Consider the following 23,348-nt stretch of genomic DNA (forward strand, 5'->3'; position numbering starts at 1 on the left):
GCTAGAAGGGCACGGCGTCGTGGCAAGGGTGAAGACAGGGGTACGCGCGGTGGGGGCCGTGCTGGTGGCGGTGCTCGGCGTGACCGCGGGACTGACCGGGTGCAGCAGCACCGGCGGCAAGCGCGCGGAGGACGCCCGCAAGGCGGCCGCCGGTGGCAGGGCGGCGGTCGACACGCCGCGCTGGACGTTCGGCATGGTGACCCACTCGGGCGACGGCGACACCTTCTGGGACATCGTCCAGAGCGGTGCCAAGCAGGCCGCCGTCAAGGACAACATCAAGTTCCTGTACGCCCACGACGACGAGGCCCAGCAGCAGGCCCAGCTCGTGGACTCCTACATCGACAAGAAGGTCGACGGGATCATCGTCACGCTGGCCAAGCCGGACGCGATGAAGGGCGCCCTCGCCCGCGCCGAGAAGGCCGGCATCCCGGTGATCACGGTGAACTCGGGCTCCGCGGAGTCCAAGAAGTTCGGCGCGCTCACCCACATCGGCCAGGACGAGACGATCGCGGGCGAGGCCGTCGGCGAGGAGCTCAACAAGCGCGGCAAGAAGAAGGCGCTCTGCATCCTGCACGAGCAGGGCAACGTCGGCCACGAGCAGCGCTGCGCGGGCGCCAAGAAGACCTTCGACGGCACCCTGCAGAACCTGTACGTGACCGGCACCAACATGCCCGACGTGCAGTCCTCCATCGAGGCCAAGCTGCAGTCCGACAAGTCGGTCGACGCGGTCGTCACGCTCGGCGCGCCCTTCGCGGACACCGCGGTGAAGGCCGCGGACAGCGCGGGCAGCAAGGCCGAGGTCGACACCTTCGACCTCAACGAGAAGGTCGCCGCGGGCCTGAAGTCCGGCTCCCTCGGCTTCGCCGTCGACCAGCAGCCCTACCTCCAGGGCTACGAGGCCGTCGACCTGCTGTGGCTGTACAAGTACAACGCCGACGTCCTGGGCGGCGGCAAGCCCGTCCTGACCGGACCGCAGATCGTCACCAAGGACCAGGCCGACGAGCTGGAGGAATACGCGAAGCGAGGGACCCGATGACCGCGACAGCACCCGCGCCCGCCCCGGATGCCGGGACCGACGAGCGGCTCGTGCGGAGCTCGCCGCTGAAGAAGCTGATGGGCCGCCCCGAGCTCGGCTCGGTCGTCGGCGCCATCGCCGTCTTCATCTTCTTCTCGATCGTCGCGGACAGCTTCCTGCAGGCCACCAGCCTCGCGACGGTCCTCTACGCCGCATCGACCCTCGGCATCATGGCGGTGCCGGTGGCCCTGCTGATGATCGGCGGCGAGTTCGACCTGTCCGCGGGCGTCCTCGTGACGACGTCCGCCCTGGTGTCCTCGATGTTCAGCTACCAGATGACGGCGAACGTCTGGGTGGGCGTCGGCGTCTCGCTCCTGGTCACGCTCGCCGTGGGCGTCTTCAACGGCGTGATGCTGACCCGCACGGACCCGCCGAGCTTCATCATCACGCTCGGCACGTTCCTGATGCTGACCGGCATGAACCTCGGCTTCACCAAGCTGATCAGCGGCACGGTGTCCACCAAGTCGATCTCCGACATGGAGGGCTTCTCCTCGGCCAAGGACGTCTTCGCCTCGACGATCACCGTCGGCGGCGTCGACTTCAAGATCACCATCCTCTGGTGGCTCGGCCTGATCGCGGTCGCCACCTGGATCCTGCTGCGCACCCGCGTCGGCAACTGGATCTTCGCGGTCGGCGGCGGCGAGGACGCGGCCCGCGCGGTCGGCGTCCCGGTCGCCAAGACGAAGATCGGCCTCTACATGGGTGTCGCGTTCGGCGCCTGGATCTCCGGCCAGCACCTGCTGTTCTCGTACGACACCGTGCAGTCCGGCGAGGGCGTCGGCAACGAACTGATCTACATCGTCGCCGCCGTCATCGGGGGCTGTCTCATCACCGGCGGCTACGGCTCCGCGGTCGGCGCGGCCGTCGGCGCGCTGATCTTCGGCATGGTCAGCAAGGGCATCGTGTTCGCCGAGTGGAACTCGGACTGGTTCAAGTTCTTCCTCGGCGTGATGCTCCTCCTGGCGACCCTGCTCAACCACTGGGTCCGCAAGCGCGCGGAGGCGACGAAGTGACCACGGACATGACGAAGACCGACGCGGTGGCCGCCGAGTCCGGGCGCACCCCGCTCGTCGAGCTGGACGACGTCAGCAAGTACTACGGCAACATCCGCGCCCTCGAAGGGGTCTCCCTGGAGGTGCACGCGGGCGAGATCTCCTGCGTGCTCGGCGACAACGGCGCGGGCAAGTCGACCCTCATCAAGATCATCGCGGGGCTGCACCGGCACGATGCGGGTGTGCTGCGCATCGAGGGCGAGGAGACGCGGCTCGGCTCGCCCCGCGAGGCGCTGGACCTCGGCATCGCCACGGTCTACCAGGACCTCGCGGTGGTCCCCCTGATGCCGGTCTGGCGGAACTTCTTCCTCGGCTCCGAGCCGACGAAGGGCGTGGGGCCCTTCCGCCGCATGGACGTCGACCTCATGCGCGAGACGACCCGCGCGGAGCTGCTGCGCATGGGCATCGACCTGCGCGACGTCGACCAGCCCATCGGCACGCTCTCCGGCGGTGAGCGCCAGTGCGTGGCCATCGCGCGCGCCGTCTACTTCGGCGCGAAGGTCCTCGTCCTCGACGAGCCGACCGCCGCGCTGGGCGTCAAGCAGTCCGGCGTGGTCCTGAAGTACGTGGCGGCGGCGCGGGACGCAGGGCTCGGCGTGGTCCTGATCACGCACAACCCGCACCACGCGTACCTGGTCGGGGACCGTTTCGTGCTGCTCAAGCGCGGCACGATGTTCGGCAGCTACACGCGCGCCGAGGTGACCCTCGACGAACTCACCCGCCAGATGGCGGGCGGCTCGGAACTGGACGACCTCCGCCACGAGCTGGAGGGCCGGGACCCCGCCTGACGCCCCGGCCCGCGCCGGGCCGCGGTCGCGTCTGCCGGGTCGCCCCCGCGCCCCGGCCGCGGCACCGTTCGTGGCCGCTCGCGCAGTTCCCCGCGCCCCTGAAGTGACCCTGGCTTCGGGCCCCGGTGGGCCGTGCCCCGTAAGGGGCGCGGGGAACGGCGCGCTCAGCCACCGACGAGCGGCAGACGCAGTACCCCGCGCCCCTGGGTGGGGCGACCCTGACCTCGGGCTCCCGTGAGGCCGTGCCCCGTAAGGGGCGCGGGGAACGGCGCGCTCAGCCACCAGCAAGCGGCAGACGCAGTACCCCGCCCCTGGGGCGATTCTGGCCCCGACATTCCGTGGGGCGTGCCCGGTAAGGGGCGCGGGGAACGCCGCGCCAGGCCACCGACCAGCGGCAGACGCGTCCCCCGCGTCGCCCCACGGCCCCCGATAGTTCATGACCGACGGCACAGCTCCCCGAGCCCCTCGGGGAACTCCGGCCCCGCATCCCGTTGTGCGCGCCCCCGCGAGAGTGAGGCAGAATCGCCGCAATGAGCACCTACCGCGACCTCGCGCACCGCGGCTCCGCCCGAGCCACCGTCCTGCGGACCGTGGGCACCCGGGAACGCCGATCGCACCTGACGGCCCCCCGCGTGAACACCGTCGGCATCGACATCGGCGGCACCAAGGTGATGGCGGGCGTCGTCGACCCCGACGGGAACATCCTGGAGACCCTCCGCACGGAGACCCCGGACAAGTCGAAGAGCCCCAAGGTCGTCGAGGACACCATCGTCGAGCTGGTCCTCGACCTGTCCGACCGGCACGACGTGCACGCCGTCGGCATCGGCGCCGCGGGCTGGGTCGACGCGGACCGCAACCGCGTGCTCTTCGCCCCCCACCTGTCCTGGCGCAACGAACCGCTGCGCGACCGCATCTCCGGCCGCCTCGCGGTCCCCGTCATGGTCGACAACGACGCGAACACCGCGGCCTGGGCGGAGTGGCGCTTCGGCGCGGGCCGCGGCGAGGACCACCTGGTGATGATCACCCTGGGGACCGGCATCGGCGGCGCCATCCTGGAGGACGGCCAGGTCAAGCGCGGCAAGTTCGGCGTGGCCGGCGAGTTCGGCCACATGCAGGTCGTCCCCGGCGGCCACCGCTGCCCGTGCGGCAACCGCGGCTGCTGGGAGCAGTACAGCTCCGGCAACGCGCTGGTCCGCGAGGCCCGCGAGCTCGCCGCCGCCGACTCCCCGGTCGCGTACGGCATCATCGAGCGGGTCAAGGGCAACGTCCCCGACATCACCGGGCCGCTCATCACCGAGCTGGCCCGCGAGGGCGACGCCATGTGCGTCGAGCTGCTCCAGGACATCGGCCAGTGGCTGGGCGTCGGCATCGCCAACCTCGCCGCCGCCCTCGACCCGTCCTGCTTCGTGATCGGCGGCGGCGTCTCGGCCGCCGACGACCTCCTGATCGGCCCGGCCCGCGACGCCTTCCGCCGCCATCTGACCGGCCGCGGCTACCGCCCCGAGGCCCGCATCGCCCGCGCCCAGCTCGGCCCCGAGGCCGGCATGGTCGGCGCCGCCGACCTGGCCCGGCTCGTCGCCCGCCGCTTCCGCCGCGCCAACCGGCGCCGCGTGGAGCGCTACGAACGCTACGAGCGCTACGCCGAGGCGCGCCGCACCAACGACCGCACCGCCCAGGGAACCCAGTAGATGACCGTGCCCCGCCAGCCCTCGTCCCCGGACCTGCCCGGCGCCCCCGAGCCGCCGGAGCGCGGCGGGGGCAAGACCGAGGACCGCAGCCACATGATCCGCCGCCGCTGGCTGACGGCGATCATCATCGTGCTGCTCATCGGCGTGCCCGCCGGCTACCTGGTGATCTCCGCGAACCAGAGCCGCAACAGCGGCCGCGACAAGGAGGACAAGTACTCCGCGACCGGCCTCACCGCGGGCTGGCCCTCCAAGGTCCAGCGCCGCCTGTACGACGTGCCGATCCCGGCGTACTCCGAAGAGGTCGCTTACTACGAGACGAACAACTGGCGCACCAGCCGCCTCTACGTCCAGTTCCTCACCAGCAACAAGGGCCTGGACAAGTTCCTCAAGCGGGTCGGCACCACCCAGGACGCGCTGGAGAAGAACGAGATCACCATCAGCAAGCGCGACCAGAAGGTCGTCGGCTGGGAATTCACCGGCCCCGGCCCCTGGTCCGGTCTGACCCACGAGCAGAAGGACCCGACGCCGACGCTGGACGTCGTCGTGGACCGCTCGAACGCGCAGCACCCGATGGTCTACGTGGTGTCGACGACGACTCCCTGAACGGGAGCCGCCCCGGAAGGAACCCGGACGGAACGGGAGCCGTCCCGGAAGTTTTCGCGCGTGTGACGATCAGGGCGAACGGCCCGTGGCCGACGCCCCGGCCTCCTACAGTGTGGCCATGACAAAAACCCCGGAATCGGAGTCGTCCTACGACCGTCGAAGACTCGACCAGTGGCTGGCCGGGGAGGCGCGCGCCGACGGTGCGGACCGTCGCGATCTCCTGCGCCTCCTCGCCGCCGCGGGCTTAGCCTCCGCCGTGCCCCTCGGCCTGTCGGCGCCCGCGGCGAGCGCCGCCGCCGGCCCCGGCATCGTCAAGCCGCTGCCGCCCGAGCGGTTCATCATCCACGGCACGAACGCCGAGACCCGCTTCGAGGCCCTGGCGGAGACCGGCCACACCACGCCCGTCTCGCACTTCTTCGTCCGCAACCACACGACGACGCCCCGCGTCGACGCGAAGACCTGGCGGCTCACCGTCTGGGGCGACGGGCTGACCGGCAAGGCGCGGACGTTCTCCCTCGCGGACCTCAAGCGGCTGCCCTCCGTGACGCGCACCGCCTTCGTCGAGTGCGCGGGCAACGGCCGCAACTTCTACACGACCCAGCAGCACCAGCCCGCCTCGGGCACCGCGTGGACCCTGGGCGCGATCGGCACCGCCCGCTGGCGCGGCGCACGCCTCGCCGACGTCCTGCGCCTCGCGGGCCTCTCGCACCGTGCGGTGGACGTCATGCCGCGCGGCCTCGACGACGAGTACCTCACCTCGACCGGTACGAACTACGGCCGGGTGCGCCGTCCGATGCCCGTCTCCAAGGCGCTCGACGACGTCCTCCTCGCGTATGAGATGAACGGCGCCCCGCTGCCGCCCGACCACGGCTACCCGGTCCGCGTCCTCGCCCCCTCCTGGATCGGCATCTCCTCGATCAAGTGGGTCGGCGACATCGAGGTGTCGGCCACGCCGCTGTACTCGCCGTGGAACACCGACCTGTACCGCCTCTTCGGCGAGGCGTACCCGCCCGAGGGCAGCGCCCCGCTGACCCGCCAGACCCTGAAGTCGGCCTTCGAGCTGCCGTGGAACGCGACCCTGCCGGCCCACAGGCGCCACCGCCTCACCGGCCGCGCCTGGTCCGCGTCGGGCGCCATCACCCGGGTCGAGGTCAGCACGGACGGCGGGGGGACCTGGCGGCGCGCCCGCCTGCACGACCCCTCCTACCGGGGAACGTGGACCCGCTGGTCGGTCCCCTGGACGCCCGACAGGACGGGCCCCGCCGAACTCCTCTCCCGCGCGTCGGACAGCACCGGCAGGACCCAGCCGGAGACGACGGTGCACAACACCCAGGGGTACCTCTTCGACGCGGTGGTCCGGCACGCGGTGACGGTCGCGGCCTGAGCGCCTCAGCCGGCGGCCGTCCACGCCTCGTACGCGGCGGCCGCAACGGCGAGGTCCTCCCAGGCCATGCCCGCCGACTTGAACAGGCGGGGCCGCCCCTCCTCGACCTTCACCGCACCCCTGACCAGCGCGTCCAGCGTGTGCAGACCCGCCATGTCGAAGGGGCCCTCGGCGGCCGCGAGGACCAGGTCGCCGCATTCGCGGGCCGCCACCGCGCGGGACTCCGCCACCACCGTGGACCGGCCCACCAGGGCGGCGTCGACCTCGCGGGCGTCCGGCTCGTGGGAGCCCACGGCGGCGACCGCGGCGTGGCCGGGCAGCAGCGCGCCGTCGAAGAGCGGCTCGCGCGCCGTCGTGCAGCAGCAGACCACGTCCGCCAGTGCCACGGCGTCCGGAGCCGCGGCGTCCGCCGAGAGTCCGAGGGCGCGGCAGCGGTCGACGAACGCCGCCACCCGCCCGGCGTCGCGCGCGACGACGTCGACGTGACGCAGCGACGGCCGCACCGCCCGTACCGCCTCGACGTGCCCCCAGGCCTGCGGGCCCGACCCGAAGACGACCAGCCGTTCGGCGTCCGCGACGGCCAGGTGCCGGAGCGCCACCCCGGACACCGCGGGGGTGCGCAGCGACGTCAGCGCGATGCCGTCCAGGAGGGCGAGCGGCGTGTGGGTCACCCCGTCGAGCAGCAGGTAGAGGCCCTGGATGCGGGGCAGCCCGCGGTCCGCGTTGCCGGGCGTGACCGTGGCGACCTTGACGCCGGTGTACGAGGCCGTGGCCGACGGCATCATCAGCAGGTGGCCGCCCGGGACGTCCACGACCCCGCGCGGCGGCTCCGCCTCCGGGTCGAGCCCGGCGGCGAGCACCGACTCCAGGGCGTCGACGGCGGCGGACATCGAGACGTGCCGGGTCAGGGCGTCGGCGTCGACGTGGGGCAGGGCGGGGGCCGGGTGCGGCGCGCTCATACGGGGTCCTCGTGGTGCGGGCGGGAAGGATCTGTCGGGGACTCCCTACCCGTTCCCGCGCGGGACAGCGGGTACGTCCCCCGCCTGACGTGCCCGGGAACCGATGGTCAGGGCCCACCCCGCCCCGCTAGGTTGTGCGGTGTCGTACCTGCTTCCCGTCGGGAGATGCCCTCGTGAGCGAAGACGCCGTGACCGGTCCGGGGGGCCGCGTCGACGCGGCCGTCGACGTCACCGTGCCGCACTCGCCGCGGATCTGGAACTACTGGCTCGGCGGCAAGGACCACTACGAGGTCGACCGCGCGGTCGGCGACCAGTTCGTCGGGATATACCCCGACATCGTGCCGATCGCCCGGCACTCCCGCGCCTTCCTGTGCCGGGCGGTGACGCATCTCGCGGGGGAGCGGGGGATCCGCCAGTTCCTCGACATCGGCACCGGGCTGCCCACGCTCGACAACACGCACGAGGTGGCCCAGCGCACCGCCCCCGACGCGCGGATCGTCTACGTGGACAACGACCCGATGGTCCTGACCCACGCGCGCGCCCTGCTGACGTCCAGTGCGCAGGGGGCCACCCACTACCTGGACGCGGACCTGCGCGACCCCGACACGATCGTGGAGCGCGCGGGGCGGCTGCTGGACTTCGACCGCCCGATCGCCCTGATCCTGCTCAACGTCCTGGGGCACGTGGAGGACCTCACCGAGGCCGTCTCCATCGTGCGGCGGCTGATGGCGGCCCTGCCGCCGGGCAGCCACCTCGTCTCCGCCGACGGCACGAACGTGATCACCGGGGCCGCCTTCGAACACGCGATCTCCCTGTGGAACGAGGTCGGCCGGCCGACCTACCACCTGCGCGGCACCGAGCAGCTGGCGCTCTTCTACGAGGGCCTGGAGCTGCTGGAGCCGGGCGTGGTGTCGTGCTCGCGGTGGCGGGCCCCGGCGACTCCGTTCGGCGAGCCCGCGCAGGTGGACGAGTTCGGCGCGGTCGCCCGCAAGCCCTGAGGCGGTGTCGGCCGGGCGGCTGTTCCGGGGCCGGTCTCAGTCGAGCAGCTGTTCCAGGAAGCGCATGCTGGCCACCGCGTCCGGCGCGGCGGTGCACACCCGGTCCATCACCAGCATGTAGTTCTCGACGTCCGCACGCTTGTCCAGGTACAGCGCGCTGGTGAGCTGTTCGAGGTAGACGATGTCCGGCAGGTCCGGTTCGAGGAAGCGCAGGATCGTCACCGGGCCGCCCACCGCGGTGGCCGCGCCCGCTTCGAGCGGCGCCACCTGCACGGTGACATGCGGCAGTTGGGCCATCGTGATGAGGTGACGTATCTGCTCCTGCATCACCGCGTGTCCGCCCATGGGGCGGCGCACCGCCGCCTCGTCGATCACGAACCACAGCTTCGGGCCGCCCGGCTGGGTGATCAACTGCTGGCGGCGCAGCCGCACTTCGACCTTGCGGTTGATGTCGCGCAGCGAGCCCTGCGCCTCGCCGAGGCTCGCCACGGCGGTCGCGTAGTCCGGTGTCTGCAGCAGGCCGGGGATGAACTGGACCTGGTAGCTGCGGATCACGGAGGCGGCTTCCTCCAGGCCGAGGATGGTCTCCAGCCAACTGGGCACGACGTCGCTGTACTGCTGCCACCAGCCGGGGGTGCCCGCTCGCTTCGCCAGCCCGAGGTACCCGGCGCGGTCGTCGGGGTCGAGGACTCCGTAGAGCGTCAGGAGGTCGGCGACGTCGCGCTCCTTCTGCGCCACCCGTCCCAGTTCCATCCGGCTGATCTTCGCGTGGGAGCCGCGGATCGCGTCGCCGGCCGCCTCACGGGTGATGCCCCGGCTCTCGCGCAGCCTGCGCAACTGGGTGCCGAGCACGATGCGCAGGACGGTCGGGCCGCCGCGCCGCTGCGCGAGGGAGCCCCCGACCTGCGGAACACCTTCTGCTGGAGAGGACATTGCGCCGCCTCGCCCTTCTGGTGACCCGCTCGTCCGTCGGGTCAGTGTCGCACCGGGTCTGTTCGTCTGTACAGCGTTCCTGTCAGCTCCTGGGCAGGTCCAGATCGTCGAAATCCCCGTTCTTGGCGCCCCGGATGAAAGCCGCGATTTCCGCCTTGGTGTAGATGAGCGCGGGCCCTGCGGGGAAGCGGGAGTTGCGCACCGCCACCTGTTCGCCCGCCAGGACGGCGAGCTCCACGCATTCGCCGTTCGGATTGCTGTGACCGCTCTTGCGCCAGCTGACTCCGAGAATGTTCGCGGCAGGAATGCCGTTGTCATATTCCGTGTCGCAGTCGTGCCGAGATTGCATAGGGACCCCCTGACCTCGCCCCGAGCCCGCACCTGACGGGGCAGGCCATTCCGGATGCAAGTACATCTGCACGTGCAGGCGTACTTACGATTGTACTTGCGGATGTGCTTGCAGATGTAAGTGCGCCACATCACCATGGGTGGAGGGGACTTATTCCGCCAAGTTCCCTTTCGGGTAGGGGGAGTTCTGATGACGGAAACCGTGGGCTGGACCGATGGCCTGGCCCTTGACTGTGACGTTCTTGCCTACTCCGCCTGCTGCCTCCTGGTGGACAGCGCCGAGTCCAAGGAGGCGGCCCGGGACTTCGTCGGGTCGACGCTGGAGAACTGGGAGTTGCACGACCTGGCCCCACGCGCCCGCGCGGTCGTCGACGAACTCGTCGGCAACGCGCTGACCCACGGGCCGCGACAGCTCTGCCCGCAGCCCTTCCCGAGCGCCGGGATGGTGACCCTGCTCCGGGACGGCCGCGACCTCACGTGCGCCGTCTTCGATCCCGGGACGGCCACGCCGCGGCTGTCCGGCAGGGGCGTCGGCCTGCGTGTCGTCGAAGCGGCGAGCGACGTGTGGGGCTGGACCGCGCCGGGGCTCTCCGGCAAGGCGGTCTGGGGGTACTTCTCCGGCTCCGGCACGGGTGCCGTCGTGCCGGAGCCGCTCGTCGAGCAACTCCTGATGATGGTCGAGATCTTCACCGGCAGCAGCGACCCGCGCACCATCACGGCCCACCCCACGTCCTGAACCTCCTGACCGGTCCGGTACGGCAGGGACGTTTCGCCTTGACCGTGCCGCGGCCCGGTCGGTGCGCGAGGTCCGGAGGGGAGGCGAGCGGGCCGGCTCGGTCGGCCGCCCGCTCGTCGGACCTCGCGCACCGACACACCTCGTCGGACGTCGCGCGTCACCGCGTCCCGTCGTACCTCGCGCACCGCAGGACGAGGCCGGCGCGCTCCCGCCGCGGAGCCCACCACCGGGGAACGGCCCTGCTCGTCACCCCCGGCTCGCACCGCCCCGCCGCCGGGTCGCCGGCACGTGCGGGGAGCGCGTCAGCACACCTCGACCGTCTGCAGGCCGAGCAGGATCGCCTGCTCCAACTCGCTCAGCTCCGGCCCCGGTTCGATGCCCAGTTCCTCGACCAGCGTCGATCGGATGCTGCGGTAGACGGCCAGCGATTCGGCCGTGCGGTGCGAGCGGTACAGGGCGAGCATCAGCTGGGCGTGCAGATGCTCGCGGTACGGGTGTGCCGCGGCCAGCTCCGCGAGCTCGCCGATCAGGTCCCGGTGCCTGCCGAGTTCCATTTCGAGACGGATGCGCTCCTCGATGGCGCGCAGCCGCGTCTCCTCCAGGCGGCGCGCGCCCGACTCCACCGCGGGGCCCGCCAGACCGGCCAGCGCGGGGCCCGTCCACAGGGACAGTGCGCCGCGCAACTCCAGTACGGCCTCGGCCAGTCGGCCCGTCCCGGCGAGCGACCGCGCCCGGTCGACCTGGTCCTCGAACACCGTGGCGTCCAGGTCGGAGCGCGACAGCCGCAGGCAGTACCCGGAGGGGTGGGTCTCGATCAGATCCGGCTCGCCGGCCGCGGCGAAGACCCGCCGCATGCCCGAGACGCAGATCCGTATCTGGGTACGAGCGCTGGCCGGTGGGGAGTTGCCCCACACGGCGTCGACGAGGCGGTCGATGTTGACGACCCAGTTGGCCTCGAGCGTGAGGACGGCCAGGACGATCTTGGTCCGTCTGCCCCCGACGTGAACCTGGGCTCCGTCTGCGGTGATGCGCAGTGGGCCCAGAGCATGAATGAGCACAGTAGTGACTCCCCCCGTACGTGATCCTCCGAGCAGTCGTCGGTGCCGTGCGACGCATCCGATCCAACGCATGACAACCGCTTCTCCCGCTCGAGGCGCCCACATCCGGGCACCTGAGGGGAAGCGGCCATGGTGTTACTGCTCAGACTGCGCGCAAGCTTGGTATGGACCTATTGGGGTGTCAAGCGGATACGCGGAGTAATCAAATGGTGGACGGAGTTGGGGTGCCGCAGCCGCCCAAGTGGGCCTGAAGGCAGGCAAATCGGGGCGGACCCCGACGCTTGTCTAGACCTATTGACACCGTCGAAGAGGCCCTCCTAGGGTCACAACCCAGCGATCGAACATGCGCCGAAAAGGCGCACCTGGGGGGGATTCGTGAGCAGTTCTGGTGAGTCTGAAAACGCTGGGGTCGTCCTCGTGGAGGGCAGGGAGACCCTGCCGGTCGTGAGCCTCGACGAGGCACATTCGCCGCAGAAGGTCATGGCGCACGGGGACCTGCTGCGCCGCTTCACGGCGGGCGAGGAGTTCAAGCCGATCCACATGCGGATCGGCATCATGGGCGCCTGCAACATGCGCTGCAACTTCTGCAACTTCCACTCTCCCAACGAGGAACAGTTCTACGACCTGTTCTCGTTCAAGGACTCCATCGCCACCGACAAGGCGATCACCCTGATGCGGGAGTTCGCGGCCAACGACGGCCGCGCGGTGACGTTCTGCGGCAGCGGTGAGTGCACCATCCACCCCGGGTACGGGGACATCAGCCGGGCGGCCCACGAGGCCGGACTGCGCATCGGTCTGATCACCAACGGCTCCCGGCTCGGCAGGCCCAAGGTCGCCGACGTCGTCGCCGCGACCCACACCTGGGTGCGCATCGGCCTGAACGCCGGGACCGAGGCGACCTTCAACGAGATCACCCGGGACCGCGAGCAGACCTTCGCGTCCTTCATCGGCGCGGTGGGCCGGCTGCGCGAGAACGCCGTCGCCCCGGACTTCCGCATCGGCTTCAACTTCGTGATCACCCGTCAGAACCACCGGGAGATCCTCGACGCGGCCCGCATCGGCCTGGAGTCCGGGGCGCACTACGTCCGCTTCGAGCCGGAGTTCTACAGCGCGCTCGGCCACGAGACCATCGAGACGGTGATGCCGGACATCGCGGACGCCCTGCGCGAGGCGGCGCAGCTGTCCACGGATGCGTACGAGGTGTCCGTCCCCAAGCTCGACCGCGGCCCGATGGACCAGGTCGAGTCCGTCGAGGGCGACTTCGAACGCTGCCACTACAGCCGGTTCGTCACGGCCGTCGGCGCCGACGGCAACCTCTACCCGTGCCCGCAGGTCCACCTCAACAGCCGCTACCTGATCGGCAATGTGCTGGAGCAGGGCTACGCGCAGGTCCTGGAGGGCGGTCCGCGCGCCGAGTGGGAGGCCGCCAACCCGCGCCGCACCGACCTGTGCAAGTCGTGCTTCTACCGCCCGCAGAACGAGCTCCTGGAGCGCCTGCACCGCGGGCAGGTGCATCTGGACCAGGCCCTTGACCAGTACGCCGTGGAGGTCCCGAGCACGCTACACGCCGACTTCATCTGACCCGGCGTCAGCAGGGCTCCAACTCCTCGTACTTCTCCGCACGCTCTCACGGACTCCCCGTACATTTCCGCACGTTCTCACGGAACCGGTTCCACCATCACCATGCAGATCAGCCATGTGCGTCGGCTCCTCGCCACCGAGCCCGCGCTGCGCTCTCCCGCGGCCCCGGACGGCCACGTCCCCGTGGCCGCGCGGGTCCGCTCCACCGTCGAGCGGCTCGCGCGCGTCCGGCGCGCCCCCCTCACCGTCACCGACACCGACATCCGCACCCGGGAGGGCCTGCGCCACGAGCGGCTGACCCTCGCATCGCCCGAGCGCGGCACCTTCCGCGCCACGGTGCTCTCCCCGGAGGGCGCCGGACGGCGCCCCTCGGTGCTGGTGCTCGGCGGCAAGAACGCGCGCCTGGACCAGCTCACCGGCGAGGCCGCACCGGACCACCCGGACCGCAACGTCGCCGAACACCTGGCGCGGGCCGGGTTCACCACCCTCACCTTCGACCACGGCATCGCCGGCGGGCTCGACGCCGAACGGCTCGCCGGGCGCGACGAAGGCCCGCTGCTCGCCCACGCGTTCGCGCTGACCGGGCGCTCCCTGCTCGGTGCCCTCGTCGGCGACGCGCTCGGCGCCCTGGACGTGCTGCGCGCCCACCCGTCGGCCGACCCGGACCGGATCGGCCTGTTCGGGCACAGCCTCGGCGCGGCCGTCGCCCTGCACACGGCCCTCCTCGCCGACCGCCCGCTGCCGGTCTGCGCGGCGAGCCACCTCGGCACCTATCCGGCGCTGTACGCCCGCCTGCTCACCGGCTTCGAGGGCGCGGTCCTGCCCGGCATCCTGGAGTACGCCGACCTGCCCGACCTGTACGCGGCCCTGGCCCCCGCACCCCTGATGCTCCAGTACGGGACGGCCGACGCCGACCTCGACCCCGACGACGCCCGGAGCGCCGCCGACACGGTCCGCGCGGGGTATGCGGCGGCCGTCGCCCCGGAGCCGGAGATCCTCGCCCTCCCCATGGGGCACGGCACCCACGTGGGGCACACGGTGGACTTCTTCACCCGCCGGCTCGCCGCCACCGAGGTGCGGCCGAGCCCGCCGGTACCCGCCCAGCGCATCCGGTTCGAGCCCGCCGAGCGGCGGGCCGTGCTCGACCGGGTCGATGCCGCACTCGCCTCCGGCATCCTCACGCAGGGTCCGCTGGTCGCCCGCTTCGAGGAGCTGACCCGCGACTGGACCGGCACGCCCGGCGCGGCCGTCGCGTCCGGCTCCGCCGCCCTGGAGATCGCCCTGCGCGTGATCGGCGTGGCCGGGCGCACCGTCCTCACCCCCGTCAACACGTTCTTCGCGACCGCCGCGGCCGCCGTGCGTGCCGGTGCCCGGGTCCGCTTCGTCGACATCGAGCTCGACGGCCTCGGCATGGACCCGGACGCCCTGCGCTCGGCGCTCGACCGGCACCCGGACACGGCCGCCGTGGTGCCCGTGCACATCGGCGGCATCGTCTCGCCCGCGCTCGACGGCATCCTTGACCAGTGCCACGAGCGGGGCATCCCCGTCCTGGAGGACGCGGCCCACGCGTTCGGCAGCGCCCTCGGCGACCGCCCCGCGGGCAGCCTCGGCCGCTTCGGCGCGTTCTCCTTCTTCCCCACCAAGGTCGCCATCAGCGGGGAGGGCGGACTGCTCACCGGGCAGGACCCCGACGACCTGGAGCAGATCCGGCGCTGGCGCGACCACGGCAAGAGCGCGCAGGGCTCCACCCTGCACGACCGGCCCGGCGGCAACTGGCGGCTGAGCGAACTGCACGCCGCCGTCGGCACCGTGGACCTGGAACGCTTCGCGGACACCCTCGCCTCCCGCCGCGAACTCGCCGCGCACTACGACGCGTTGCTCGACGCGCCCGGAGCGCCGCGGGCCCACACCGTGCCCGCGGGCACGCACAGCAACTACTACAAGTACCTCGTGCACCTGGACGAGTCCGTCGACCGCGACCTGCTGAAGAAGCGGCTGCGCGAACGCCACGGTGTGCAACTCGCCGGAGAGGTCTACGACCACCTCCTGTGCGACCACCCCTACTTCACCGAGCAGGGTGACGAGGACCCGGCGTCCGCCCATCCGCACGGCCGCCGGTTCGCCCGCCACCACATCGCCCTGCCGCTGTACCCGTCCCTCACCCACGACGAGCAGGCCCGGGTGGTCGCGGCGCTCCGCAGCGAGCTGCCATGACGCCACCCCCGCTCCTCCACGCATTCCGCCGCGGCACCTGGCAGCCCTCGCTCGACACGGCGGAGCCGCCGGGACAAGGGGGCGTCCGCCTCTGCCTGGTCCCCGAGATCGTCGCGGCCGCCGACCGCCGCTGGTGGGACGGCGTCGCCCCCGGCCTGCCACCCGCACCGGCGGACCGCCGCGCGCTCCTGCTGCGCGCCCTCGACCTGTTCGAGCACGGCGTGCTCACCCCGGGAGGCCTCGGCCCGCAGAGCGGCGACCAGTTCCGCACCGCCCTGTGGCGGACCGCCGGACTCCCCGCGGCCCTGGTCGACCGGTGGTGCGGCATGCTCCGCAGCACTTTGACGAACCGTCACATCCCGGTTCCCGACGAGGCGCTCGCCCTCGTCTCCCTGCCCGGCAACACCTTCACCTGCCTCGAATCCGTGCTGGAGCAGGCGGAGCGCTCCGCCGCGGTCTGGGTGCGCCCCAGCAGACGCGAGCCGCTCTCCGCCGCGCGGCTCGTCGCGGCCCTGCTCGCGGCGGGCTGGCCGCCCGAGCGGCTCGCGCTCTACCCCACCGGGCAGCAGGCCCTCACCGGACTGATCGCGCTCACCGACCGGCAGATCGTCTTCGGCGGCGCCGGCCTGGCGGCATCCGTCCGCGCCTCGGCCGCCCTCACCGTGCGGGGGCCCGGCCGCGGCTGTGCGCTGGTGCCCGCTTCGTCGGTGACGGCCGACGCGGTCGACTGGCTGCTGCCGCTGATCGCGGCCGACTCCGGACGGTTCTGCAGCAACGTCCGCACGGTCGTCTGCGCGGGACCCGCCGCACCGCTGGCCACCGCCCTGGCGGCGGCGCTCGACGCCATCCGTCCCGAACCGGCCGACCCCGTCTGGCCGTTGACCGCGTTCCGCGAGCCGGAGGAGGCCCACCGCACGGCCCGCTCCGTCACGGACCGGCTGGCCCCCGAGGACCGGATCCTGACCCGTACGCCCGCGGTCGCCGAGGGCCCCGGCGGCGACACCTACGTACTGCCTCAGCTCGTACTGATCGACCAAGGACGGCGACAGACGGGCCCGCATCCGCTGATCGGCCACGAAGTGCCGTTCCCGTTCGCCGCTGTCGTCAGCGCCACGGGACCGGCCGCCGCGGCCATCACCGACGGGTCCCTGTTCGTGTACCGGCCGCTGCCCGACGCGGCGGCAAGGAGGGGGACACCATGACGACGACCGTGCGGAACGGCCCGGAGACGGCGTACGCCGCGATGCGCGAGCGCGTGCCGGAACTCGCCGTCGACCTCGACACCTGGACCCGCCGCATGATGCGGTGGCACTTCTCGCCGGGGACGGGCTCGCCCTTCTGGCTCTCCCGCAGGGACTCCCTCGGCTTCGACCCCGTGCGGGACGTCGACGGCTTCGCCGCGCTGGAGCTCTTCGGCCTCTTCGACAAGGCCGAACTGCGCGCCGCCCGCGCCCGCGACCTGCGCCCGCACGGCTACCGCGACCGCCCCTTCAGGATCTTCGAGACCGGCGGCACCACCGGCACGCCCTGCCGGATCGTCAACGTCACCCGGCTCGCGTACGACGTGGAGATCTACCGGATCATGCTCCGGGCGCGCGGCCTCGCCGACGGCGACATCCTGGCGATGACCCCCATGGGTCCGCACGCCTACGGACACTTCGTGGAAGGCCTCGCGGACAGCATGCGCGGGGCGGTGCACGCCATCGACTTCGACCCGCGCTGGGTCAAGGCGGCGCTGCGCTCGGGCGACGACACCCGCGCCTACACCGACCACCTCGTGGCGCAGACCCTCCCCCTGCTGGCCGCCGAGCGGCCCGCGCTGCTGTTCACGACCCCCCGTCTGCTCATCGAGCTCGCCATGCGGCTGCCGCGCCCCCTGCACACGTACGGCGTCAGGGCCGTGTGCACCGGCGGCACCTCCTGCACCCCGGCCGAAGCCCAGTTCCTGCGCGAGGAACACCTGGTGGGCGTCCAGTGGATCGACACGTACGGCAACACGCTCGTCGGTCACGCCCTGCAGGCCGACGCCGTGGCGGGCGGGCCCGCCCTGCCCGAGGGCAGCACCCACTCGTACCACCTGCCGCCGCCGTTCGCGGTGCAGAAGGTCGTCGACCCCGACGCCCCCTGGCGTGAGGTCGCGGTGGGCGAACGCGGCCGGGTGCGCGTCACCACGCTGCTGGAGGACCTCTTCATCCCCAACCTCCTGGAGCGCGACAGCGCCGTGCGGACGGGCCCGCACCCCTGGTTCCCGTGGGACGGCGTGGCCGCCGTACGGCCCTTCGAGGGGAACGCGGAGGAGTCGGTGGAGGGCGTGTACTGACCGGCTCGCCGAGCCCCGCCCCGCCCTGTCCGCCTCCTCCCACCGAAGGACCGCCGCCATGACGCCGCATCCGACCCTGCACTCGAACGGTGTGCCCATCAGCGTCACACCGGACCTGTTCGGCCCGCTCACCCCCAGCGCGGACCTGTTCCACGAGGGCGACGCCGACGCCCTGCGCGCACGCCTGCGAGCCGACGGCTACCTGTACCTTCCCGGCGTCCTGGACCGGGCCGAGGTGCTGCGGCTGCGCGGCGCGTACTTCTCGCTCTTCCCCGCCGGCTACCTGGCCCCGGGCACCGACCCCGAGGACGGCGTCTTCTCCGGCAGCGTCCCGGCCGGGCTCCCCGCATACGGTGTGGCCGGGCACCCCGCCCACACCTTCGTACGGTCCGAACCCTTCCTCCGGTTCCTCCGGACGCCGCGGCTCGCCGGGCTCGCGGAGACCCTGCTCGGCGGCGGCGTCGAGATGCTGCCCCGCCGCATCCTGCGCCACTTCCACCGCGGCTCGGACCGGGCCTCGCGCGCCCACGTCGACCTCGACTACATGGACGGCGCGTCACCCCAGGTGCTCACCACATGGATCCCCGTGGGCGACTGCCCGCCCCGGACCGGCCCGCTCGTCTACCTGGAGGGCTCCCACACGCTGGCGCCCGAGGAGTACGCGCCGCTGCGCGACACCACGGACCGGCCCGACGACCGGCGGCCCATCAGCCACGACCTCGAACGGACGGCCCGCCATCTGGGGCGCCGCTGGCTGTGGACCGACTTCTCCGCCGGCGACCTCATGGTGCACGTGCCGCAGATCATCCACGCCTCGCTGGACACGACGACCGACGCCATGCGGCTCTCCGTCGACGTCCGTTTCATGCGCTCGGGCGACGCGCCCGACGCCCGCTGGCTGCGGCCCTGGTCGGCGGACGACGGAGCATGACCCCGCCGGCACCACCGAAGCCCCGGCCCCCCGGCCCCGTCGATCGGAGTACGCACATGTCCACGCCGCCCGAGCCGTCCGTGCCCCACCTCGCCGAACGCCTCACCGCCTACGCGGTCCTGGCCCACGACCCGGCCGTGCCCGGCATCGCCGCGGACTACTGGGCCAAGAGCGAGGCCCACTACCGCAAGGTCGACGCCGCACTCACCTCATGCGTCGCCGACACACCCGCCACGGCGCGCCCGTACGCGGACGTGCTCGCCGACCCGACGCGCGCGGCGGCACAGCACGCGCTGCGCGAGGCCCTCGCCGCACGTCTCGCCGAACGCCCGGACAGCGCGGACCAGTTGGCGCAGGCGGTGGCGGAGGCCGACCGGCACATCTGGATCGACTACCACCTCGGCGCCGACTACACCGCGCAGGCACCCGAAGCGACGTCGCCGGAGGCACCCGAGCCGTCCGCCGCGACCGCCGCCCCCGTCGCACGCCCGCGCCCCGACGGGCCCGGCGCCGTCCGCATCGTGATCCCCTTCCGGGACCGCGCGGGCGGTCTGCGCACCCGTAACCTGCTGGCCTGCCTGCGCGCCCTCGCCGACCAGGAGGGCGGTCCCGCCCACCGGATCACGGTGGTGGAGACCGACAGCGAACCCCGCTCGCGCGAGATCCTCGCCGACCTCGTCGACGACTACGTGTTCGCCCGCAAGGACGGACTGTTCAACAAGGCGTGGGCGGTCAACGTCGGCGTCGTCGCGACCGCCGCGGACACCCCGTACACCTGCGTCCTGGACGCCGACATCCTCGTCGACCGGCACTTCGTCGCCCGCAACGCCGAGCGGCTGCGCGAGGGCGACCACGGCGCCCACCTGACCTTCCGCTGGTCGCTCTCCCTCGACGAGCCGTCCACGCTCCGCGCGATCGCGCTGCGCAACGACGACGCTGCCGCGGATGTGCCCGAGTCCGTGCTGCGCGGCCTGCTCCTGCGCGAGCCGCCGGGCGGCTGCGTCTGGGTGCGCACCGAGGTGTTCCACGCGGTGGGCGGCTTCGACGAGCGGTACGAGGGATGGGGCGGCGAGGACGACGACGTGGTCGCCCGCCTCGGCGCCGCCGCCACGCTGCTCCGCTACACCGACCCCCTGCTCCACCTGAACCATCCCCGCCCCGAGATGACCCGGGACGACGGTGTTCCGTTCAACGCCCACATCGAACCGCTGAGTTGGGCACCGGCGCACGGCTACGGCGACCGGGAGAAGTTCATCGCGGCCACGGCCTGACGGGCGTCCCGCCCAGGGCGTGCGAGCGGCCCGCCGCCACGATCACGTCGTCGACGAGCGCGGCATCGGCCACCGGGCACACCGGTGGCCGCCCCGCCGCCACGGCCGCGACGAAGTCGGCGACGAGCGGCAGATGCGGATTGGCGTCCGGCGCGTACGCGTCCAGGGGGTCCAGGACGAGCGAACGGCCGCCGCCGTGCAAGGCCATGCGGTCCACCGGGGCGGCCTCGCCCCACTCGAAGACACAGCGGGCGCTCAACCCCGGCCACTCCAGGGCGAGATCGGCGACGCGCTCGGCCCCCGCGGGAAAGGGGCGGCTCAGCCGTGCCCGCACCTCGGCGGGGCGCCCGAACAGCATGAGGAGCAGGTCGATGCGGTGACTGCCCGCGTCGGCGAGCACCCCGCCGCCCGCCACGGCGGGATCGGTGCGCCAGCGCATCGGATGGTCCGGGCCCGGCTCGAAGGCGCAGCGGAACCGCACGTCCACCCGCTCGGGCCGCCACCCCTCCAGCCGCCGGCGCAGGTCCGCCACGACGGGGGAGAGCCTGCGGTAGTACGCGACGCCCGCTCCCGCCCACCCGTCGGCGAGCGCGGCGGAGGCGCCCAGCGCCCCCGCCAGCGGCTTCTCGATCAAGACGGGAAGACCGGCGGCCACCGCCCGCTCGGCGAACGGCACATGGTGGACGACGGGAGTGGCCACGTACACCGCGTCCGTGCCCGCCACGAGCCGCCGCGGATCGCTGCCGCCCGCCGCGACGCCCCACTCCCGCGCCGCCCGCGCCGCACGGGCCGCATCCCGGCCCCACAGGAACACGGGCTCCTCGCCCAGCGCGCGCAGCGCCGGCAGCACCCGGCGGGCCACGATGTCGCCGTACCCGGCCACGCCCCATCTCACGGGACGATCGCGACCTTCAGCGTCTCCTGCGGCGGCCCGTCGTACGGCGCCTGCTCGGCGTCCGGGTACAGGGCGCGGCTCGCCGAGAGCCGCTCCATCGCCTTGGGCAGCTCGTCCAAGGCGTACGTGTGCGTGAGGATCCGCGGCAGGTGCAGTTCCCGGGTGTGCGCGATGCGTTCGGCGGTCGCCAGGGCCTCGGCCCGCGCGGTGTCGACGGGCTCCGCGGAGCTGTGCACGCGCAGCCCCTTGCGCTCCCAGGTCACCAGGTCGACGGTGACGTGGGTGTCGACGTGGTGCGTGCCGAGCATGACCACGAGGCCGTTCTGCCGCACCAGGCCCACACACGCGTTCAGCGTCGTCGGCGTCCCCACGGCGTCGACGGACACGTCGAAGCCGTCCCCGACGGCGCGGAGTTGCTCGGCCGACCCGTCGACCCGGTGGGTGGCGTCGGCGCCGAGCAGGGCCGAGCGCCGCAGCCGCCAGTCGTCGAGGTCGACCGCCGCGATGTGCGAGGCCCCGCGCAGTGCCGCGACGCGCAGCGCCATCAGGCCGACCGGCCCCTGCCCGACGATCGCGACCCGGTCGCCGAGCCGGACGCCGCGGGTGGCGTGCACGGCGAGCGGCAGGAGCTGGAGGATGGCGCCCTGCTCGAAGGGCACGCTGTCGGGCAGCGCGCCCACGGATATCTCGCGGGCCAGGGCGAAGTCGGCGTACCCCGTCGTCAACGGCGTCCGTACGAACACGCGCTGGCCGGGGGAGACCCGGGTGACGCCCGCCCCGACCGACTCGACGACGCCCGCGATCTCGTGTCCGTAACAGCCCTGGGCGCAGTGCTCGCGCAGGCCGTAGTAGTGGTAGTACGCGAGGTCGCTGCGGTTGCACACGGTGCAGGCCCGCACCCGCACGAGGACCTCCGAAGGCCCGGGCACCGGCACCGGGGCGTCGGTGACCAGGCGGATGTCGTGCCTGCCGACGAGCTCATAGCGTCGCATCGTTCTTCTCCTCTTCTGCGCGTGCGGGGGTGATCCTGCGGGCGAGCGGGCCCGCCGCCGCGGCCGCGGCGAGAGCGGCGGCGAAGACGGCGAGGAACGCCGCCGAGTCCTGGCCCGACCGCACGTGGGCCACGTTGAACAGCGCCCCGCAGGCGCCGACGAGCAGCACGCTCGACAGGTTGTCGGACAGCTGCAACGCGGCCGAGTTGCGGCCCTGTTGGTTCGTCGGCGAGTGTTCCAGCGTCAGGACGCCGACCCCGGGCAGCAGCAGGCCCATGCCGAAGCCGGCGACGAGCAGGCCCACGGCGACGGTCGCGGCGGGCATGGCGCGCAGCGCGCCGCTCAGCGTCACCGCCGCGCCCGCCCCGTGGATCAGTGCCCCGGCGAACACGACCCGCTCGCGCGGCCAGGGCAGCCCGGGATGTCCCTGCAGCCAGGAGGCGGCGAACCAGGTCAGTGCCGCCCCCGTCAGCGACATGCCCGCGAGCCCCGGCGACCACTGCCGTTCGTTGACGAGCATCAGCGGGATGTACGTCTCGATGGTGAAGTAGGCGCCTGCCGCGACGCCGCGCAGCAGCACCAGGGAGGGGATGCCGGGCCGTCCGCTCAGCGTGCCCGCGGGCAGCAGCGGGCGCAGCCGGGCCACCAGCAGGGCGAGTCCGGCCACGGCGGCCACCCACCGGTAGGGGGCGGACTCCGCGCCCGCGTACTGCAACAGGCCGGCGCCGACGGCCACGGCGAGCGCGGGCCCGACGCGCAGGCCGCCCCCGTCGGTGCCATCAGTGCCGTCGGTGCCGTCCGGGGCGGCACCGTGGTGCGTGAGGCGGGCCAGCGGGCGGGCGAGCAGCGCCAGGGCGAGGACGCCGAGCAGGGCGATGCCGTGGAACACCCAGTGCCAGGAGAGGCGCTCGGTCACCGCCCCCGCGATCGGCGGGCCCACCATGGACGGCACGATCCAGCACGCGGTGATCAGCGAGAACATGCGCGGGCGCAGTGCCGCCGGATAGGCGCGGCCGACGACGACGTACAGCGCCACGGTCACCGCGCCACCGCCGAGACCCTGGACGTAACGCCCCAGCAGAAAGGGCCACATGGCCTGCGCGGCGCCGGACATGACCGCGCCGCCCGCGAAGCACAGCAGCCCCGCGCACAGGGCGGGCGCGGGCCCGCGCCGGTCGGCCCAGCCGCCCGCGAGCACGGTCCCGACGATGCCGGTGGTCAGGAACCCGCCGAACGCGAGGGCGTAGAGGCCGAGGCCGCCGAGGTCCTGCACGGCGACGGGCATCACCGTGCTGAGTGCCAGACCGGCGAAGGCGACCAGCACGAACGTGCTGCTCACCGCCAGCGTGCAGGCCCGGTAGGGGTGGGAGAGCACTCCCGGTGCTGCCGTCTCGTTCATGGCGTCACCGTGATGGCACGCATGGTCGACCCCCCGTCGCCGGACCTCTGACGACGGGCAGGCTCACACAGGCCGTGCGGCGCGTCAATCCAGGTCGTGGCCCTCTCGGCGGGGCCCGGCGCG

At 72.8% G+C, this 23,348-nt stretch carries 21 protein-coding genes; 14 read left to right on the top strand and 7 right to left on the bottom strand.

Annotated elements, in window-relative coordinates; genetic code table 11:
* Positions 1-19: 19 nt before the first annotated feature.
* The 6 genes from ACFYXE_RS30400 to ACFYXE_RS30425 all read left to right on the top strand — a co-directional run bounded on the left by ACFYXE_RS30400 (position 20) and on the right by ACFYXE_RS30425 (position 6,590).
* Positions 20-1,036 carry a sugar ABC transporter substrate-binding protein gene (locus tag ACFYXE_RS30400; RefSeq protein WP_389318055.1) on the top strand — a complete coding sequence of 339 codons (1,017 nt, stop codon included), beginning with the start codon at positions 20-22 and terminating at the stop codon, positions 1,034-1,036.
* A complete protein-coding gene (locus ACFYXE_RS30405; protein WP_361167884.1) occupies positions 1,033-2,088 on the top strand; it encodes an ABC transporter permease in 1,056 nt (351 codons plus the stop codon). Before ACFYXE_RS30400 ends, ACFYXE_RS30405 begins: the two co-directional genes overlap by 4 nt.
* 8 nt (positions 2,089-2,096) lie before the next feature.
* On the top strand, positions 2,097-2,915 hold the full coding sequence (locus tag ACFYXE_RS30410) for an ATP-binding cassette domain-containing protein (RefSeq protein WP_361167887.1): 819 nt from the start codon (positions 2,097-2,099) through the stop codon (positions 2,913-2,915).
* A 530-nt stretch (positions 2,916-3,445) separates the two neighbouring features.
* Positions 3,446-4,603, top strand: a complete 1,158-nt coding sequence (locus ACFYXE_RS30415; RefSeq protein WP_389318058.1) for an ROK family glucokinase — start codon at positions 3,446-3,448, stop codon at positions 4,601-4,603.
* A complete protein-coding gene (locus ACFYXE_RS30420; protein WP_361167893.1) occupies positions 4,604-5,206 on the top strand; it encodes a sugar kinase in 603 nt (200 codons plus the stop codon). It abuts the gene before it with no gap.
* A gap of 118 nt (positions 5,207-5,324) precedes the next feature.
* Positions 5,325-6,590 carry a sulfite oxidase gene (locus ACFYXE_RS30425; protein WP_389318061.1) on the top strand — a complete coding sequence of 422 codons (1,266 nt, stop codon included), beginning with the start codon at positions 5,325-5,327 and terminating at the stop codon, positions 6,588-6,590.
* A gap of 5 nt (positions 6,591-6,595) precedes the next feature.
* Here the strand turns inward: ACFYXE_RS30425 and ACFYXE_RS30430 are convergent, their stop codons facing one another.
* Positions 6,596-7,549: an ornithine cyclodeaminase family protein gene (locus tag ACFYXE_RS30430; protein WP_389318063.1), complete on the bottom strand. Its 954-nt coding sequence runs from the start codon at positions 7,547-7,549 to the stop codon at positions 6,596-6,598.
* A 173-nt stretch (positions 7,550-7,722) separates the two neighbouring features.
* On the opposite strand from ACFYXE_RS30430, the gene ACFYXE_RS30435 reads away from it, so the two are divergent.
* Complete coding sequence (locus ACFYXE_RS30435; RefSeq protein ID WP_389318065.1) at positions 7,723-8,547, top strand: SAM-dependent methyltransferase; 825 nt, start codon at positions 7,723-7,725, stop codon at positions 8,545-8,547.
* 36 nt (positions 8,548-8,583) lie between these two features.
* On the opposite strand, the gene ACFYXE_RS30440 is transcribed toward ACFYXE_RS30435, so the two are convergent.
* Positions 8,584-9,480 carry a helix-turn-helix domain-containing protein gene (locus tag ACFYXE_RS30440; RefSeq protein WP_389318067.1) on the bottom strand — a complete coding sequence of 299 codons (897 nt, stop codon included), beginning with the start codon at positions 9,478-9,480 and terminating at the stop codon, positions 8,584-8,586.
* 82 nt (positions 9,481-9,562) lie between these two features.
* Complete coding sequence (locus ACFYXE_RS30445; RefSeq protein ID WP_361167908.1) at positions 9,563-9,829, bottom strand: DUF397 domain-containing protein; 267 nt, start codon at positions 9,827-9,829, stop codon at positions 9,563-9,565.
* A 189-nt stretch (positions 9,830-10,018) separates the two neighbouring features.
* On the opposite strand from ACFYXE_RS30445, the gene ACFYXE_RS30450 reads away from it, so the two are divergent.
* On the top strand, positions 10,019-10,564 hold the full coding sequence (locus ACFYXE_RS30450; protein WP_361167911.1) for an ATP-binding protein: 546 nt from the start codon (positions 10,019-10,021) through the stop codon (positions 10,562-10,564).
* Positions 10,565-10,866: 302 nt separating this feature from the next.
* Here ACFYXE_RS30450 and ACFYXE_RS30455 read toward each other — a convergent pair whose 3' ends face one another.
* The gene (locus ACFYXE_RS30455) at positions 10,867-11,622 is read right to left on the bottom strand and encodes a BTAD domain-containing putative transcriptional regulator (protein ID WP_389318070.1); all 756 of its coding nucleotides are present in this window, start codon (positions 11,620-11,622) and stop codon (positions 10,867-10,869) included.
* A 444-nt stretch (positions 11,623-12,066) separates the two neighbouring features.
* Between ACFYXE_RS30455 and ACFYXE_RS30460 the strand changes: the two genes are divergently transcribed.
* The 6 genes from ACFYXE_RS30460 (at position 12,067) to ACFYXE_RS30485 (ending at position 19,939) form a co-directional block, all read left to right on the top strand.
* Positions 12,067-13,203, top strand: coding sequence for a radical SAM protein (locus tag ACFYXE_RS30460; RefSeq protein ID WP_389318072.1), 1,137 nt, complete (start codon positions 12,067-12,069; stop codon positions 13,201-13,203).
* Between the two features lie 102 nt (positions 13,204-13,305).
* Positions 13,306-15,417: a DegT/DnrJ/EryC1/StrS family aminotransferase gene (locus ACFYXE_RS30465; RefSeq protein WP_389318074.1), complete on the top strand. Its 2,112-nt coding sequence runs from the start codon at positions 13,306-13,308 to the stop codon at positions 15,415-15,417.
* The gene (locus tag ACFYXE_RS30470) at positions 15,414-16,619 is read left to right on the top strand and encodes a hypothetical protein (RefSeq protein WP_389318076.1); all 1,206 of its coding nucleotides are present in this window, start codon (positions 15,414-15,416) and stop codon (positions 16,617-16,619) included. The genes ACFYXE_RS30465 and ACFYXE_RS30470 overlap by 4 nt, the downstream gene beginning before the upstream one ends.
* Entirely contained in the window at positions 16,616-17,737 is a 1,122-nt protein-coding gene (locus ACFYXE_RS30475; RefSeq protein ID WP_361167926.1) for a hypothetical protein, read from the top strand. Before ACFYXE_RS30470 ends, ACFYXE_RS30475 begins: the two co-directional genes overlap by 4 nt.
* Before the next feature lie 58 nt (positions 17,738-17,795).
* Positions 17,796-18,668 carry a phytanoyl-CoA dioxygenase family protein gene (locus ACFYXE_RS30480; RefSeq protein ID WP_389318078.1) on the top strand — a complete coding sequence of 291 codons (873 nt, stop codon included), beginning with the start codon at positions 17,796-17,798 and terminating at the stop codon, positions 18,666-18,668.
* 56 nt (positions 18,669-18,724) lie between these two features.
* Positions 18,725-19,939 carry a galactosyltransferase-related protein gene (locus ACFYXE_RS30485; RefSeq protein ID WP_389318080.1) on the top strand — a complete coding sequence of 405 codons (1,215 nt, stop codon included), beginning with the start codon at positions 18,725-18,727 and terminating at the stop codon, positions 19,937-19,939.
* On the opposite strand, the gene ACFYXE_RS30490 is transcribed toward ACFYXE_RS30485, so the two are convergent.
* The 3 genes from ACFYXE_RS30490 to ACFYXE_RS30500 are packed head-to-tail and all read right to left on the bottom strand — an operon-like array spanning position 19,920 to position 23,225.
* On the bottom strand, positions 19,920-20,834 hold the full coding sequence (locus tag ACFYXE_RS30490) for a Gfo/Idh/MocA family protein (protein WP_389318082.1): 915 nt from the start codon (positions 20,832-20,834) through the stop codon (positions 19,920-19,922). The two genes, ACFYXE_RS30485 and ACFYXE_RS30490, sit on opposite strands and share 20 nt — an antisense overlap.
* Positions 20,831-21,826: a zinc-binding dehydrogenase gene (locus tag ACFYXE_RS30495; RefSeq protein WP_389318084.1), complete on the bottom strand. Its 996-nt coding sequence runs from the start codon at positions 21,824-21,826 to the stop codon at positions 20,831-20,833. Before ACFYXE_RS30495 ends, ACFYXE_RS30490 begins: the two co-directional genes overlap by 4 nt.
* Positions 21,813-23,225 carry an MFS transporter gene (locus ACFYXE_RS30500; protein WP_389318086.1) on the bottom strand — a complete coding sequence of 471 codons (1,413 nt, stop codon included), beginning with the start codon at positions 23,223-23,225 and terminating at the stop codon, positions 21,813-21,815. The genes ACFYXE_RS30495 and ACFYXE_RS30500 overlap by 14 nt, the downstream gene beginning before the upstream one ends.
* Between the last annotated feature and the right edge of the window lie 123 nt (positions 23,226-23,348).

The sequence above is a fragment of the Streptomyces sp. NPDC002564 genome, assembly GCF_042889645.1.
GTDB lineage: Bacteria > Actinomycetota > Actinomycetes > Streptomycetales > Streptomycetaceae > Streptomyces.

Bases quoted from the DNA above. Each gene is read 5' to 3' on its own strand.
- ACFYXE_RS30405 (WP_361167884.1), top strand. From the start codon at position 1,033: ATGACCGCGACAGCACCCGCGCCCGCCCCGGATGCCGGGACCGACGAG.
- ACFYXE_RS30410 (WP_361167887.1), top strand. From the start codon at position 2,097: ATGACGAAGACCGACGCGGTGGCCGCCGAGTCCGGGCGCACCCCGCTC.
- ACFYXE_RS30415 (WP_389318058.1), top strand. From the start codon at position 3,446: ATGAGCACCTACCGCGACCTCGCGCACCGCGGCTCCGCCCGAGCCACC.
- ACFYXE_RS30420 (WP_361167893.1), top strand. From the start codon at position 4,604: ATGACCGTGCCCCGCCAGCCCTCGTCCCCGGACCTGCCCGGCGCCCCC.
- ACFYXE_RS30425 (WP_389318061.1), top strand. From the start codon at position 5,325: ATGACAAAAACCCCGGAATCGGAGTCGTCCTACGACCGTCGAAGACTC.
- ACFYXE_RS30430 (WP_389318063.1), bottom strand. From the start codon at position 7,549: ATGAGCGCGCCGCACCCGGCCCCCGCCCTGCCCCACGTCGACGCCGAC.
- ACFYXE_RS30440 (WP_389318067.1), bottom strand. From the start codon at position 9,480: ATGTCCTCTCCAGCAGAAGGTGTTCCGCAGGTCGGGGGCTCCCTCGCG.
- ACFYXE_RS30445 (WP_361167908.1), bottom strand. From the start codon at position 9,829: ATGCAATCTCGGCACGACTGCGACACGGAATATGACAACGGCATTCCT.
- ACFYXE_RS30450 (WP_361167911.1), top strand. From the start codon at position 10,019: ATGACGGAAACCGTGGGCTGGACCGATGGCCTGGCCCTTGACTGTGAC.
- ACFYXE_RS30465 (WP_389318074.1), top strand. From the start codon at position 13,306: ATGCAGATCAGCCATGTGCGTCGGCTCCTCGCCACCGAGCCCGCGCTG.
- ACFYXE_RS30470 (WP_389318076.1), top strand. From the start codon at position 15,414: ATGACGCCACCCCCGCTCCTCCACGCATTCCGCCGCGGCACCTGGCAG.
- ACFYXE_RS30475 (WP_361167926.1), top strand. From the start codon at position 16,616: ATGACGACGACCGTGCGGAACGGCCCGGAGACGGCGTACGCCGCGATG.
- ACFYXE_RS30480 (WP_389318078.1), top strand. From the start codon at position 17,796: ATGACGCCGCATCCGACCCTGCACTCGAACGGTGTGCCCATCAGCGTC.
- ACFYXE_RS30485 (WP_389318080.1), top strand. From the start codon at position 18,725: ATGTCCACGCCGCCCGAGCCGTCCGTGCCCCACCTCGCCGAACGCCTC.
- ACFYXE_RS30495 (WP_389318084.1), bottom strand. From the start codon at position 21,826: ATGCGACGCTATGAGCTCGTCGGCAGGCACGACATCCGCCTGGTCACC.
- ACFYXE_RS30500 (WP_389318086.1), bottom strand. From the start codon at position 23,225: ATGAACGAGACGGCAGCACCGGGAGTGCTCTCCCACCCCTACCGGGCC.